This is a genomic window from Rheinheimera sp. 1928-s, from assembly GCF_029269265.1.
Classification (GTDB): Bacteria; Pseudomonadota; Gammaproteobacteria; order Enterobacterales; family Alteromonadaceae; genus Pararheinheimera.
The window spans coordinates 206,533-220,351 of record NZ_JARIXP010000004.1; the positions used below are offsets into that span (position 1 = coordinate 206,533).

Annotated in this window: 15 protein-coding genes; 4 read left to right on the forward strand and 11 right to left on the reverse strand. The window is 47.0% G+C overall.

The annotated features are described in order from the left end of the window. The first annotated feature begins 27 nt into the window (after positions 1-27). The 4 genes from P3C17_RS11265 to P3C17_RS11280 all read left to right on the forward strand — a co-directional run bounded on the left by P3C17_RS11265 (position 28) and on the right by P3C17_RS11280 (position 4,014). Complete coding sequence (locus P3C17_RS11265) at positions 28-1,800, forward strand: proline--tRNA ligase (protein ID WP_300929527.1); 1,773 nt, start codon at positions 28-30, stop codon at positions 1,798-1,800. A 61-nt stretch (positions 1,801-1,861) separates the two neighbouring features. Then, positions 1,862-2,158, forward strand: coding sequence for a DUF6170 family protein (locus P3C17_RS11270; protein WP_300929528.1), 297 nt, complete (start codon positions 1,862-1,864; stop codon positions 2,156-2,158). 123 nt (positions 2,159-2,281) lie between these two features. Next, the gene (locus P3C17_RS11275) at positions 2,282-3,091 is read left to right on the forward strand and encodes a TetR/AcrR family transcriptional regulator (protein WP_300929529.1); all 810 of its coding nucleotides are present in this window, start codon (positions 2,282-2,284) and stop codon (positions 3,089-3,091) included. A gap of 170 nt (positions 3,092-3,261) precedes the next feature. Continuing rightward, positions 3,262-4,014 carry a VacJ family lipoprotein gene (locus tag P3C17_RS11280; protein WP_300929530.1) on the forward strand — a complete coding sequence of 251 codons (753 nt, stop codon included), beginning with the start codon at positions 3,262-3,264 and terminating at the stop codon, positions 4,012-4,014. A gap of 63 nt (positions 4,015-4,077) precedes the next feature. Here P3C17_RS11280 and P3C17_RS11285 read toward each other — a convergent pair whose 3' ends face one another. The 11 genes from P3C17_RS11285 to ccmA form a co-directional block, all read right to left on the reverse strand. Further along, a complete protein-coding gene (locus tag P3C17_RS11285) occupies positions 4,078-5,064 on the reverse strand; it encodes a kelch repeat-containing protein (RefSeq protein WP_300929531.1) in 987 nt (328 codons plus the stop codon). A 67-nt stretch (positions 5,065-5,131) separates the two neighbouring features. Next, positions 5,132-6,550 carry a peptide MFS transporter gene (locus P3C17_RS11290; RefSeq protein ID WP_233077910.1) on the reverse strand — a complete coding sequence of 473 codons (1,419 nt, stop codon included), beginning with the start codon at positions 6,548-6,550 and terminating at the stop codon, positions 5,132-5,134. Positions 6,551-6,792: 242 nt separating this feature from the next. Next, positions 6,793-8,001 carry a tetratricopeptide repeat protein gene (locus P3C17_RS11295; protein WP_300929532.1) on the reverse strand — a complete coding sequence of 403 codons (1,209 nt, stop codon included), beginning with the start codon at positions 7,999-8,001 and terminating at the stop codon, positions 6,793-6,795. Beyond that, positions 8,001-8,477, reverse strand: a complete 477-nt coding sequence (locus P3C17_RS11300) for a cytochrome c-type biogenesis protein (protein ID WP_300929533.1) — start codon at positions 8,475-8,477, stop codon at positions 8,001-8,003. Before P3C17_RS11300 ends, P3C17_RS11295 begins: the two co-directional genes overlap by 1 nt. A gap of 3 nt (positions 8,478-8,480) precedes the next feature. Then, the gene (locus P3C17_RS11305; protein ID WP_300929534.1) at positions 8,481-9,050 is read right to left on the reverse strand and encodes a DsbE family thiol:disulfide interchange protein; all 570 of its coding nucleotides are present in this window, start codon (positions 9,048-9,050) and stop codon (positions 8,481-8,483) included. After that, complete coding sequence (locus tag P3C17_RS11310; RefSeq protein WP_300929535.1) at positions 9,043-11,010, reverse strand: heme lyase CcmF/NrfE family subunit; 1,968 nt, start codon at positions 11,008-11,010, stop codon at positions 9,043-9,045. Before P3C17_RS11310 ends, P3C17_RS11305 begins: the two co-directional genes overlap by 8 nt. Next, positions 11,007-11,501 carry a cytochrome c maturation protein CcmE gene (ccmE, locus tag P3C17_RS11315; RefSeq protein ID WP_300929536.1) on the reverse strand — a complete coding sequence of 165 codons (495 nt, stop codon included), beginning with the start codon at positions 11,499-11,501 and terminating at the stop codon, positions 11,007-11,009. The genes P3C17_RS11310 and ccmE overlap by 4 nt, the downstream gene beginning before the upstream one ends. Further along, a complete protein-coding gene (gene ccmD, locus P3C17_RS11320) occupies positions 11,502-11,702 on the reverse strand; it encodes a heme exporter protein CcmD (RefSeq protein WP_300929537.1) in 201 nt (66 codons plus the stop codon). Continuing rightward, positions 11,702-12,466: a heme ABC transporter permease gene (locus P3C17_RS11325; protein WP_300929538.1), complete on the reverse strand. Its 765-nt coding sequence runs from the start codon at positions 12,464-12,466 to the stop codon at positions 11,702-11,704. The genes ccmD and P3C17_RS11325 overlap by 1 nt, the downstream gene beginning before the upstream one ends. 1 nt (position 12,467) lies before the next feature. Then, positions 12,468-13,133: a heme exporter protein CcmB gene (ccmB, locus tag P3C17_RS11330; protein ID WP_300929539.1), complete on the reverse strand. Its 666-nt coding sequence runs from the start codon at positions 13,131-13,133 to the stop codon at positions 12,468-12,470. After that, entirely contained in the window at positions 13,127-13,753 is a 627-nt protein-coding gene (gene ccmA, locus P3C17_RS11335; RefSeq protein ID WP_300929540.1) for a cytochrome c biogenesis heme-transporting ATPase CcmA, read from the reverse strand. Before ccmA ends, ccmB begins: the two co-directional genes overlap by 7 nt. Positions 13,754-13,819 lie beyond the last annotated feature (66 nt).

Sequence of the window (13,819 nt, forward strand, 5' to 3'; positions counted from 1 at the left end):
AACTTAAAAACACGGAACTATTTATTTATGCGGACAAGTCAGTATTTACTCTCCACTATGAAAGAAACCCCGGCCGATGCCGAAATTATCAGCCATCAATTGATGTTACGTGCCGGTATGGTACGTCGTCTGGCATCAGGTTTATATACCTGGTTGCCTAGTGGTTTGCGGGTTTTGCGTAAAGTTGAGAACATTGTCCGCGAAGAAATGAACAAAGCCGGTGCCATCGAAATATTAATGCCTGTAGTGCAGCACGCTGAACTGTGGCAGGAATCGGGTCGCTGGGAAAAGATGGACGCTGAACTGCTGCGTTTTAAAGACCGTCACCAGCGTGACTTTGTGCTTGGTCCAACGCACGAAGAAGTAGTGACTGATTTAGTGCGCAAAGAAATCAGCAGCTACAAACAACTGCCTATTAATTTGTACCAAATTCAAACCAAATTCCGTGACGAACGTCGTCCACGTTTTGGTGTGATGCGTGCCCGCGAATTTTTAATGAAAGACGCCTACTCTTTCCACTTAAGCCAGGAAAGTTTGCAGCAAACCTATGACGCTATGTATCAGGCGTACTGCAATATCTTTACCCGCTTAGGTTTGGACTTCCGTCCTGTATTGGCGGACACCGGCGCCATTGGTGGCAGTATGTCTCATGAATTCCATGTACTGGCTGCATCTGGTGAAGACGCTATTGTATTTTCTGATGGCAGCGATTACGCAGCTAATATCGAAAAAGCAGAAGCCTTGCCACCTCAAGGCCAGCGCCCTGCCGCCTTCCAAAATAAAACCGAAGTGGCAACCCCAGATGCCAAAACTATTGAAGAGGTCTCCGCCTTTTTAGCAGTGGATGCCTCTGCTATCGCCAAAACTTTATTGGTACAGTTGAACCCGGAACTTAGCTTTGATGAGTTAAAAGCTTTATTGGCCAATGCAGGTGCTGAAACACTGGAAAACACCTGGCGCTCTAAAGTCGTAGCTTTGGTACTACGTGGCGATCACGATTTAAACGAAATCAAAGCAGAAAAACACCCGTTGGTTGCATCTCCGCTGCAGTTTGCTTCAGAAGAAGATGTGATTGCAGTTACTGGTGCTAAACCAGGTTCTGTGGGCCCTGTGGGCTTAGCTATTCCTGTTATTGTGGATCATGCAGCAGCTCATTTGGCCGATTTTGTCACAGGCGCGAATAAAGACGGTTTCCACTTCACTGGGATAAACTTCGACCGCGATATCACGACTTATCAGGTTGCTGATTTACGTAACGTGGTTGAAGGCGATCCAAGCCCATGTGGCAAAGGTAATTTAGTCATTCGCCGTGGCATTGAGGTAGGTCATATTTTCCAGTTAGGTGACCGTTATTCATCAGCCATGAAAGCTGGCGTATTAAACGAAGAAGGCAAACACCAAATTATGACCATGGGTTGTTATGGCGTGGGTGTGTCCCGTATTGTTGCTGCCGCTATTGAGCAAAATCATGACGAATACGGCATTAAATGGCCTGTGGCTATAGCACCATTCCAGGTCGCTATTGTGCCAATGAATATGCACAAGTCGGTACGCATCCAGGAAGCGGCGGAGCAGTTGTACAAAGAACTAACGGCTGCAGGCTTTGAGGTGCTGTTTGACGACAGGAAAGAACGCCCTGGTGTGATGTTTGCCGATATGGAGCTGTTAGGTGTGCCGTATCACATCATAGTAGGCGAACGTAATCTGGATGAGCAGAAAGTTGAGTTGAAGAACCGTCTGACTGGTGACAAATTAATGCTGCCACTTGGCGACGTTGTAGCTCAGTTAAAATCGCTCTGATTTTTGTTGTATGTAAAAAAGGCCCTGTAGTAACGGGGCCTGTTTTTTTGGAGTCTGCCCCATGTATTTTAGTAGTCAGAATATTCCTGAACTCAAAGGCCTTAAGTTTGCACAGCGGATGCAGGTGATCCGTAGCGCCACAGCACAAGTGCCGATACCACAAAAACTACTGCTGAATTTGCTCAAACTGGCTATTTTGATTCCGCTGTTTTTAGTGATAGCGCAATGGGACTCATGGCAAAGCACTGTCACCATAGCAGTGTTGCTGGCCGCTTATCCGCTACTGACCCGCCCTCTGACTTTTGCTTTATGCCGCCCCCACTTACAGCAAGCCCGTACTAAGCTGAATTTACATTAATGCAGTCACCCTGTTACCGCAGGGTTTTGTTATTCCAACAGACAATACAGCCTCAACCTGAACTGGTTGAGGTATGCTGCATCAGATAATGCTGATATGAATAAATAGGAAAAACTGTCTTTTATGCTGAAGTTTTTGTGTGACATCGCTAATACCAGTAAAGAAAGCCGCAGTTGCCCTTTACAGCAGCGGTTCAGCAAAAAACAGCTGGCAATAGCCGATCGCGAGCAGGAACTGCTGCATATTGCTAAGCAACTGGTCGAAGCTGAAGGTTATGCCAATCTGACGATGGATAAACTGACGGCAGCCAGCCCCTATTCCAAAGGCACTATCTACAATCACTTTGCCAGTAAAGAAGATGTGATCACTGCTTTATGTAATGCCTCTTTACGGCATGAAATTAGTTTATTTAAAAAAGCCCTGCAGTTTGAGGGGAACACCAGAGAAAAAGCGCTGGCGTTGCATCAGGCTTATTTATTATCAGCGAAACTGCAACCGATTTTGTTTAGCTGTGTACTGACCGCCAAATCGCCTTGGGTACAGGAAAAAAGCTCACCTGCTCGTTTAACTGTGCAGCAGGAACTGGAAAAAGAAATCTCTCAGATGGTCGATGTGTTGCTGCAACAAGCCATAGCTGCCAATGAGCTGCAACCTAAAACCGGTGCTACCGTCGACTTGATGGCTTTTGCGAATTGGGCTATCTCCTTTGGCAGTATAGCGCTGCTGAGCAGTGCCAGTGAAACCTACAGCATTGACCGACTGCAAGGAACTCACCCTTTTTTATTTAATTTAAACTGCATGTTAGATGGCATGAACTGGTTACCACAGAGCTCGGACTGGGACTACAGCCAAAGCTGGCTGCGGATTGAAAAACAGCTCTTTGCCACTGAACTGCAGCAAATATCTAGAGCTATACCAGACGTATTAAAATAGGTTAGTCTGCCTGTTCAGGTATTTTTTCAGGCAGATGCAACTTTTTCTTACTAATTAGTACAAATCAGTGCAGTAAAGCGGATGATCCAAATCATGCTTTACCAGTATAATCATCAACCTGTTATCTTTATTTATCCCCAAAAAACGGATGCAAATTTATGGTCTTACGCATGAAGCCTGCTTTAATGTCGTGCCTGGTACTGCTGATGGCAACGGGTTGCGCCAGCAAAAAAGCAGCAGACGAACAACAAGCACAAAGCAATTATCAGGATCCACGGGACCCTATCGAATCCGTTAACCGCAATATCTGGGATTTTAACTACGATGTGCTGGACGCTTATGTGCTGCGCCCCGTCACTGTAGGTTATATGACGGTCGTGCCGAAACCTGCCCGTACAGGTCTCGCTAACGTGGTTAATAACCTGAGCGAACCTGCCAGTTTCGTCAATGGATTACTGCAAGCCAAACCTAAAAGTGCAGCCATCAGCCTGGGGCGTTTTGTCTTAAACAGCACCTTAGGTTTATTTGGTTTATTTGATGTGGCAAGCCGTATTGATTTAAACGCGCAAGATGAAGACTTTAATCAGACATTGGCGGTTTGGGGTGTGGGTGATGGCGGCTACCTGATGGTTCCTGCTATGGGTCCAACTACAACAAGAGGTCTGGTGGCTGGAGTGGTCGATGGACTTTATTTCCCTTTAGGCTTGTTAAATTCAAATCTGACAATCACTCGTTTTACTCTGTCTGCATTGGATGGACGTGAACAAATGATGTCGATGGAACAGTTGCTGAACGAATCAGTAGACCCATACGCTTTCATTAAAGAAGCTTATTTCCAGCGGGTTGAATTTAAAGTCTACGACGGCAATCCACCGAAAAAAGCTGAAGAAGACGAAGCTTATCTGGATGAATATTTGCCTTAGTAAAAATGGGGTCAGAACACATTAGTTATGCATAACTAATGTGTTCTGACCCCATTTTATGGTTTAGCGGATAGTTACTTTTTCCAGTACAGCGCTGGTTTGCTTCAACCCAGCCACAGTAGCGCCCCCTATCACATAAATAGCATCATCCAGTGTCACAGCACCTAAACCATGACGTGGAACCGGCATTTCACTTTGCTGTTGCCAACTGTTGTGTTCTGGTGAATAAGCCCATACTTTGCTGAACACGCCCCCTCCCTGCTGAAAAAACTCTCCACCCAGTGCCCATAGTTTGCCATTGAGCACTGCTGCAGCTAAGCCAGCCTGAGCTTCCGGCATTGGGGCTAACGCCAGCCATTGCTTACTTTTTGCGTCAAAACTATGTACATCAGCTTTATTGCCAGCCTGTACTTGCCGTCCGCCCAGCAGATAACCTTTTGAGTCGTGGACCACTGCTGCAGCACTATTTTTAGCTTGCGGTACCAGTGGCGCAGTTTCCGTTGTTAAGCTATCCGGATCAAAAACCCAATGCATGGCTACATCGGCCTGATCCTGCCACTGACCATTTGCTTCGGTCGCAGGCGAGCGACCAGAAAGCAAATGAACTTTATCCTCAAGCACCCAACTGACTGTCTCGCTTAACGGCTGTGGCAAACTGGCGACCTTTAACCAGCGCTGCTGTTGCAGATCCAGCTTCAATACATCAGCACTGGCACTCCAGTTACCGCCATTGGCCTGAATAAAACCACCAAATAAAAACAACTGCTCGTTTACAGCCACCAACTGAGCATGGTGGCGCCCTTCAGGCAAAGCAGGGCCATAACGCCATGTATTGCTTTTTGCATTGTAAATTTGCACTGCATCTGTCATCTGGCCCTGTTGTTTTGGCAGTTCAGAACTCAGGCCACCCGCAACATAAATTTCGCCCTGAAAGACGGCCGGATAAATTTCCTGTACCGGAATTAACAGATCAGCTTTTCTCTGCCAGTTCAGCGATCCCGCCATTAGTTGAAAACTCAGGAAGCCACAGAGCACATAAACTAGTTTCATCTTTCACTCCCAAAAAAATAAGGCCAGAGGATTTCTCCGTCTGGCCTTTATTTATAGCTCTACAGCTTTAGCTTTGCATACGCTCAGCGCCATGCATCCAGCGTACTAAAGTACCGGACAACATCCACAGCAAAGCGGCAAAAAATACCAGTGCGACAGCTATACCACCAAACACCACCAATAAACCGGCGTGAGCGGCCTGTACACCAAAGGATGCGGCGAACTCAACCACAGCATTGTTGTCACCGGCAGTATCTGAATAAGCGCCAACAAAACCAGCCAGATAGTGAGCTACAGCAGGCATCAGGAACCAGACGCCCATCACCAGAGAAGCTAATTTCACCGGAGCCAGCTTGGTCATTAAAGACAAGCCGACAGGAGAAATACACAGCTCACCTAAAGTATGGAATAAAAACGCTAAAGTTAACCACATCATGCTGGATTTAGCTGAAGGGTTCACCTGCATCTCAAATACACCCACGATCAGGAAAATAAAGCCGATAGAGGTCAGCAACATACCAAACAAAATTTTAATAGGTGCGTCAGGCTGTTTGTTCATCGCATTCAGTTTCACCCATAACCAGGCAAAAAGTGGTGCAAACATCAGAATAAACAGAGGGTTTAATGATTGGAACCAGCCGGCCGGAACTTCAAAAGCACCTACCATACGATCGGTATGTTCAGCAGCAAACAAACTCATTAAGCCACCAGCTTGCTCAAAGGCCAGCCAGAACATAGTGACAAACACAAACAGGAATAACACCACACGTAAACGGTCAAATTCTACTTTAGTTAAAGGTGTTGGCGTACCCGAAGCGTTACGTGACGAAATACGACCTGGCACTTTCCCTAAATCACCTAAGTACTTTTGAGCAAACAACAGCTGAATAACCACAGACAAGGTCATACCAATACCGGCTGCTAAGTAGCCATAACGCCAGCCGAATGCATCACTTTCACCTAAAGAAGAGGTGACTAAAGGCGCAATAAAAGCACCTAAGTTAATACCCATATAGAAAATAGTGAAACCGCCGTCACGACGTGCATCGCCTTGCGGATACAAGTCACCCACTATGGCAGAGATATTTGGTTTAAATAAACCATTACCGGCAATAATAAAGCCTAAACCTACATAAAACAGCGACATGCTGTGTGGTGTGGCAGCAAACAAAGTGTACTGGCCAATGGCCATTAAAGCGCCACCCAAAATAATAGATTTACGCTGGCCTAACATGTTGTCTGCAATCAAACCACCAAACAAAGTAGCGGCATAGACCAAACCTGTGTAGTAACCATAAAGTAATAACGCATCGCCATTACTCAAGCCGAAACCCGGGTTAGTGGATTCAGTGGCGGCAACTAAAGTCAGAATAAGTAAAGCGCGCATTCCGTAATAGGAAAAACGCTCCCACATTTCTGTGGAAAAAAGCAGGAAGAGTCCTTTCGGATGACCGAATAAAGTCCCCGAAGCTGGCGGTTGATTCATAACGTAATCCTAGATTGTGGGTTTATTTTAATTATGGTTTGGAGTAAATACATCCTTCGCAAGCCTCTATTACAGGGGCCAAAACAGCAGGACATAGTTTTTTAGCTGCCGTGTTATAGCCTATTGCAGATCAAATGAAAAGAGGCAACAGGACAGAAGGGGGAAGCAAAAGGCCAGAGCATGACCTTTTGCTTATTTAATCATCAATTTGAAGCGTTTTTTTTACTGAACTTCAGCTTGTATTAAGGCTGCAAGCTAAGGCTCAGACGAAGTGCTGCTTCGTCAAAACTGAGTTCGTCAGACTGCACCTGCGGACCATTTTCATCATTCAGCACCTGGCCTGATAAAGACAAACGAGCACTGATTTGAATACGATCTGCGTTGGCTAAAGTCCAGCCTTGCTGCATCGCCTCAGCTTCACTCAGTGTTATGGTCTGAGTGCCACTAAATACTGCCAGCTTTTGCACAGCCAAAGGCAAAGGCGGCCCAGCCACAGCTTTGGCAAATACAAACAAAGTACCGGTTTTGTATTTCTCTGCCAGTTCAGGGCTGATGGTTAATTCAATACTGACCTGACGACCTGATACTTTTGCTGTAGTGTTTTGCTCCGGAGCTGGTGTCAGCCCAAGCTTTTGCTGCACCAGCGCATAGCGTGGGTCATTGGTCTCCAGCTTAGGCAACAATAATTTCCATGCTTGCTGTGCCTGTTCTTTATCGCCCCGCTCTTCTGCCACCATAGCCAGCATAGATAACGCATCTGTGTTATCCGGATCCTGCTGCAACACAGCAGACAAACTGCGTGCCGCTTTCGCCAGATTTTCATCACCAGCAGCCACTAATAAGGCCTGACTGTAGCTGATCAGCACATTAATACGGTTCGGCGTTAAAGCCAGCGCCTTTTCAAAAGCTTCAATAGCATCATCTAATATGCCTTTGGATAACCAGATACGGCCAATCACAAACCAGGCTACTGCGTCATCGCCTTCTTTACTGATCTTGGTGCGCAGCGCCAAAGCAAACAGGTTAATTTCTTCTTCAGTTAAAGGTTCACCTTTATTCAAAAGCGCACGCTCACCGAACTCTGGCAGCTGTTGCTGCGCAGTTTGCCAGTTTTGTAGCGCGGTAAAATGACCGGTCAGGCTGTAAAGCCATACGGTTCCTAATAACACCAGAACACTGGTTCCCAACACCCAGCCAGTTGCAGAACCTGAAACCCGCTGCTGATTTTGTTGCTGCTGCAGGTATTGAGTTTTTAATTCAGCAGCCGCCAGCGTGAAGTCCTGTTCGGCTAATTCACCATTATCACGCGCCTGAGACAATAGTTGCAGTTTCTCTTCAAACTGAACCACAGGACTTAGCTGCGCTCCTGCGCCTTTGCGACGAAAAAACAGCAGTAACAAGACAATTAGTGCCAGCATTAACCCGCCAGCATAACTTAACGACATAAGCATCAGCTTTTTCTCCTGTACTGCTCAATCAGCTGGTCTAATTGTTTCTCTAATTGCTGCGGTGGCTGAGCTTTATCGCCAGACTCCATAGCCACAGCAGTGCGTTCTGCTTTGCGTCGCAGCAGCAATACCAGCACCAGGCCAAAGGCCATTAATGCAGGTAACAACCATAAAATCAGCGTAAATTTATTCAGTGGTGGCTGGTAATGCACAAAATCGCCATAGCGGCTTTTCATATACTCCAGCACCTGCTCTTTGTCTTGCCCTTGCTGCACCAGCTCCAGCGTTTTATTACGCATATCCACAGCCACTACAGCATTGGAGTCGGCAATATTCTGGTTTTGACACTTAGGGCAACGTAATTCCTGAGTCAGCTCTTTAAACAAGGCTTGCTGCTCTGGGTTTTGAAACTCTATCAAAGCTTGTGAGGCTTGGGCTGTTGCAGTAAACAGCAGCAGGCTTAGAAAAAATGCTTTCATGCCCTACTCCTCTAAACTTTGATAAGCAGCGGCTAACTTCTGTTGCCAGACTTGCGGATTAATATCACCTATATGGTGATAACGAATCATGCCTTTGGCGTCGATCAAAAAGGTTTCCGGCGCACCTGTGACCCCTAAATCAAAAATCAGGCTGCGATCTTTATCCAGTATATTCCACTGGTATGGATCGCCTTGCTGTTCCAGCTTCAGTGCCACTTCCTGCTGCAGTGCGGCCAGGTTAAACACCTCGCCAAAAGCGGCATCGCTGGGTTGCTGATAATACAAACCTACAATCATCACGCCCTGCTCACGCAGTTCGGTCAGATAAGCCAGCTCTGCATTACAGGTTACACACCAGGTGCCCCAGACATTCAGCAAATAAGGCTTACCTTTGAGTTTGTCTGCAGTCCAGAGGTTATCCGGCTGCTGCAAATCCGGTAACGAAAACGCAGGCAAGGCTTTATTTAATACCGAGGATTCACGCTCCATCGGATCAGAAAACAAGCCACTGAACAAAAATACCGACAAACCAATAAAGAGCACAAATGGGATAAAAAATGCCAGTTTACGCATCAGCAGTATCCTTCTGTTCGACGGATGCAGTGCGGCGGCGATAACGCTTATCACAAAGCGCTATTAATCCGCCCAGCGACATCAGTAAACCACCTAACCAAATCCAGCGCACAAAAGGCTTCACGTACAAACTTAAAGCCCAGCTGTCCTCAGAAAGCGACTCACCTAAAGCCACATACAAGTCACGGCTTAAACGAGCATGCACTGCGGCTTCGGTCATGACGCTGCGCTGCACTGTATAAAAGCGTTTTTCTGCATGCAAATGCGTGACGTAGTCGCCCTGGTAACTGACATCCAGCTCAGCTGCTTCGCCGTTGTAGTTAGGGCCTTTTAAGTCATAGACTTCTACCAGCTTAAACTGATAACCAGCCAGTTCGACCTGATCACCGGCTTTCATTCTGACTTGAGTTTCCACGCTGTAGGTTTTGGTCATAGCAACCCCAACCACCAGCACAGCAAAACCAATATGCGCCAGCGTCATACCAAAATGACTGGCATTGAGTTTAGTTAAGCCTTGTTTGATCGAACCAAACTGCTGCAAACGCTGCAGCAACTCAAAAATAGCGGATGAACCAACCCAGGCGCCTAACAACAATCCTAACAAGGCTAAATTGGCCTGAATACTTTGAGTTGCCGCCATAGTTCCCAAAGCCAGAATTAACGTCGCAATGGCAATTAAACTCATCGGCTTTAACAGAGGTTGGACTTGCTGCTGTTTCCAGCGCACCCAGGGCCCTAAGCCCAGCAATAATGAAAACGGGATCACCAGGTAATAAAACAGCTGATTAAAAAACGGCTCACCAATAGAGATAGAACCTAAACCCAACTCTTTATGCACCAGCGGAAATAAAGTGCCCAATAACACCACTAAGGTAGCGGTTAGCAGGAAAATATTATTGCCCCACAGCAGCACTTCTCGGGAAAACAATTCGTAACGGGCCTGGCTGCGTACTGAGTTCATCCGAATGGCATACAGCAGTAACGACCCACCGACTACCAGCAGTAAAAAAGCAAGCAGGTACAAACCACGATCCGGATCGGCCGCAAAAGAATGCACAGACACCAGTACGCCTGAACGCACTAAAAAGGCACCTAGCAAACTAAGCGAAAAGGCGCCTATGGCCAACAACACTGTCCAGGATTTAAAAGTACCGCGTTTTTCTGTTACAGCTAAAGAGTGGATAAGTGCAGTACCAACCAGCCATGGCATAAAAGAAGCGTTTTCAACCGGATCCCAGAACCACCAGCCGCCCCAGCCTAATTCAGCATAAGCCCACCAGCTGCCGAGCATAATGCCCATGGTCAGGAACATCCAGGCCGCTAAAGTCCAGGGTCTGGCCCAACGTGCCCAGGTACTGTCAAACTTCCCGCCCATCAGCGCTGCTATGGCAAAAGCAAAAGACACTGCAAATCCTACATAGCCCATATACAGCATAGGCGGGTGAATGATCATGCCAAAATCCTGCAACAGCGGATTTAAGTCACGACCATCAACAGGGAAATACGGCAGACTGAGCATAAAAGGGTTGGACATAAAAAGCACAAAGGCATAAAAACCCACAGCTATTAAACCCATCACACCTAAAATACGGCCCTGAAACTGCAATGGCAGGCTACGGGAAAACAAGGCCACTGCGGCAGTCCAACCAGCCAAAACCAGCAGCCATAACAGCATAGAGCCTTCATGTCCGCCCCAGACGGCCGTTAAACGGTAGTACCAAGGCAATAAAGAATTCGAGTTGCTGGCTACATAAACGACAGTAAAGTCGTTGGCCCAAAAGGCGTAAGACAAAGCCCAAAATGAAAAGGCAGTCAGAAAAAACAGTGCATAGGCCAGCGGATTACCCAGCTCTAATGCAATTTGATTGCCTTTAAAGCTGCCATACAATGGCACTACAGCTAAAGCCAGAGAAATACAAAACGCAAACGTCAGCGCCAGTTGACCGTATTCTGCAATCATGGCTGCTGACCTTTATCAGACTCTTTATACAGCTGAGACGGTGGTACATGCTTAATACCTTTCATGGCTTCAGCCACTTCAGGCGGCATATACTCTTCGTCATGTTTGGCTAATACTTCTGAGGCCAGTATAGTGGTTTTATCCACCAGTACACCTTGAGCTACTATGCCCTGCCCTTCACGGAATAAATCCGGCAGTATGCCTTCGTATTCCACAGTGACTATTGGACCTGTGTCGACTAAATCGAAGCTGACTTTCAGTGAATCAGGAGCACGGCGTACCGAGCCTTTAACGACCATGCCACCTATACGCAGGCGCTGGCCCACTTCAGGTTTTACTTTTTTATCGCCTATGCCGTCTATCAACTGGCTGGGCGTATAAAACAAATCAATATTTTGCTGCAATGCATACAGCATGGCGCCTATAGCACCACCTAACAACAACACAAAGGCCGTTACAGCCACTAAGCGTTTCTGACGTCTCGGATTCATCTACTTCTCTTTCTCCTGATGTTGCCGCACCCGTTGCTCCCGTGCTGCTTTGGCACGGATTTGTTGTTGTATGTTGTTATGTTGCCGCTTGCTGTACCACCACAAGCCAAGCAGCAATCCGTAAGTGGTACCAAAAGATAACCAGACAAAAAGCGCGTAACCGCCCATGGCCCAAAAGTCTGCCCAGGATGTAAAAGCCATTAGTTCTGCTCCTTCTGATGTGAAGCGGCCATTGAGTCAACCAGCTGTCGAACCCAGGGTCTATGCTGTTCAAACATCAAAATTTGACTGCGTAACCGTAAACAGGTGAGAGCAGCTAACAACAAGGCGAAACCTAACAGGCTGATCAAAAGTGGCCACAGCATCGAAGGGTCAATCGAAGGTTTGGCAAACTTCGTGATGGTGGCACCCTGATGCAAGGTATTCCACCATTCCACCGAGAAGTGAATAATGGGCAGATTCACCACACCCACTATGGCCAGCAAAGACGCCACTTTAATACCACGCGCCGCTTCTGAAAAAGCACCAGCTAAAGCAATGACGCCTAAATACAAAAACAACAACACCAGCTCAGAAGTTAAGCGGGCGTCCCATACCCACCAGGTGCCCCACATAGGTTTACCCCAGGCAGCACCAGTAATTAAAGCGATAGCGGTATACACAGCTCCTATAGGAGCTATGGCCAATACGGCCCATTGCGCCACCCGGATTTGCCAGACTAAGCCAATAAAAGCAGCAATAGCCATACTGCTGTATGCGCCCATGGACCAGATGGCAGAAGGCACATGAATATAAATAATGCGGTAACTGTCGCCTTGCTGATAGTCGGCAGGGCTAAAAGCCAGGCCCCAGATATTGCCCAGCAACAAGGTAAATAAAGCCAGTCCCATCAAATAAGGCAATAAGCGGCCACACAGATGGTACAAAGTTTCAGGTTTGGCGTAAGGATCTAACCAACGGAACATACTACCCCACATTCATTCGAAGTGCCTGACGCACGGCCAGAGGCACCAGCGCTAAGGCAAATAATAAAAAAGCCAGCAGTACAGCTAGCTGCCCTGTATAAGGCAAAGCTGTGGCTGCGGCTTCCATAGCACCACTGGCAAAAATCAGCAGTGGAATATACAAAGGTAAAATAATCAGCGCCTGCAATATACCGCCTTTGTCTGCGGCCATAGTTAGCGCGGCGCCTAATACACTTAATAAACTTAATACGGGCGTACCCAGTATCAGGGTCACTACTAATACTTGCCAGCTTTGCCAGTCCAGCCCAAGTAACACCGCAATCAGAGGCGACACCAGAATTAATGGCACACCTGTCGATAACCAGTGACAACAAATTTTCGCCGTAACATAGCTAAATAAACCTTGTCGTCCCGCCACCAACTGTTCTATCACACCATAACGATAATCATCTTTAAATAGGCGTTCAGCCGACAACAACACGCTTAGCAGTGCAGCTATCCAGACCAGACCTGGCGCTATTTGTTTCAGCATACCGGGTTCGGGTCCAATCCCCAGCGGAAACAAGCTCAGCACCAATAAAAAGAATACCAGCGGATTCAACCAGTCGGCTTTTTGCCGTCCCAGCAATTGTAATTCGCGTTTGATTAAAGAGCTCCACATCACCATCTGTACTCCAGTTCTATCGCCTGAAGCTGCGGGTAAGAAGCGGACAAGACCTGATGACTGGTCAAAACAATAACCCCGCCTGCCGACAGATGCTGTAAAAAATGCTGTTCTAGTTTGGCTATCAACTGCTGATCCAAGGAGGTAAAAGGTTCGTCCAGTATCCACAGTGGTTTAGTTGTGAACCACAATCGAGCCAAAGAGACACGGCGCTGCTGACCGGCTGAGAGCATAAAACAAGGAATATCTTCCAAACCAGCTAAACCTAAAAAGCCTAATAACTGATAAGGATCGGCCACCTGCTGTTCGGTCAAAGCCGACCAGAAAGCTAAATTTTGTAAGGCGGTCAGTTGAGGATGAATACCACTCTGATGGCCAATAAACAGCAGTTGTTCTGCAAAAAGCTCAGCCACAGAGCTTAGAGGTTTACCGTGGAATAAAATCTGACCGTCTTCAGGCAAGCTCAAACCCGCCAGCAGTCGCAACAGCGAACTTTTACCGGCTCCGTTTTTTCCTTGAATATAAAGCACTTGCCCTGCACTTAACTGAAAATTTAAGTTTTCAAATAACACTCTGTCCTGGCGGACACAGCTTAGTGCTTCGGCGGCCAAAATTATCGACAAAGGGCAAACTCCCAAAAAAAGTCGCGGCATCTTAGCATATTGGCAATAGAATACGAATGCGCTATA

Bases quoted from the DNA above. Each gene is read 5' to 3' on its own strand.
- P3C17_RS11310 (WP_300929535.1), bottom strand. From the start codon at position 11,010: ATGATTGCAGAATACGGTCAACTGGCGCTGACGTTTGCGTTTTGTATT.
- ccmD (WP_300929537.1), bottom strand. From the start codon at position 11,702: ATGGCTTTTACATCCTGGGCAGACTTTTGGGCCATGGGCGGTTACGCG.
- ccmB (WP_300929539.1), bottom strand. From the start codon at position 13,133: ATGGTGATGTGGAGCTCTTTAATCAAACGCGAATTACAATTGCTGGGA.
- P3C17_RS11305 (WP_300929534.1), bottom strand. From the start codon at position 9,050: ATGCGTAAACTGGCATTTTTTATCCCATTTGTGCTCTTTATTGGTTTG.
- P3C17_RS11285 (WP_300929531.1), bottom strand. From the start codon at position 5,064: ATGAAACTAGTTTATGTGCTCTGTGGCTTCCTGAGTTTTCAACTAATG.
- P3C17_RS11265 (WP_300929527.1), top strand. From the start codon at position 28: ATGCGGACAAGTCAGTATTTACTCTCCACTATGAAAGAAACCCCGGCC.
- ccmE (WP_300929536.1), bottom strand. From the start codon at position 11,501: ATGAATCCGAGACGTCAGAAACGCTTAGTGGCTGTAACGGCCTTTGTG.
- P3C17_RS11325 (WP_300929538.1), bottom strand. From the start codon at position 12,466: ATGTTCCGTTGGTTAGATCCTTACGCCAAACCTGAAACTTTGTACCAT.
- P3C17_RS11275 (WP_300929529.1), top strand. From the start codon at position 2,282: ATGCTGAAGTTTTTGTGTGACATCGCTAATACCAGTAAAGAAAGCCGC.
- P3C17_RS11280 (WP_300929530.1), top strand. From the start codon at position 3,262: ATGAAGCCTGCTTTAATGTCGTGCCTGGTACTGCTGATGGCAACGGGT.
- P3C17_RS11270 (WP_300929528.1), top strand. From the start codon at position 1,862: ATGTATTTTAGTAGTCAGAATATTCCTGAACTCAAAGGCCTTAAGTTT.
- P3C17_RS11290 (WP_233077910.1), bottom strand. From the start codon at position 6,550: ATGAATCAACCGCCAGCTTCGGGGACTTTATTCGGTCATCCGAAAGGA.
- P3C17_RS11300 (WP_300929533.1), bottom strand. From the start codon at position 8,477: ATGAAAGCATTTTTTCTAAGCCTGCTGCTGTTTACTGCAACAGCCCAA.
- P3C17_RS11295 (WP_300929532.1), bottom strand. From the start codon at position 8,001: ATGCTTATGTCGTTAAGTTATGCTGGCGGGTTAATGCTGGCACTAATT.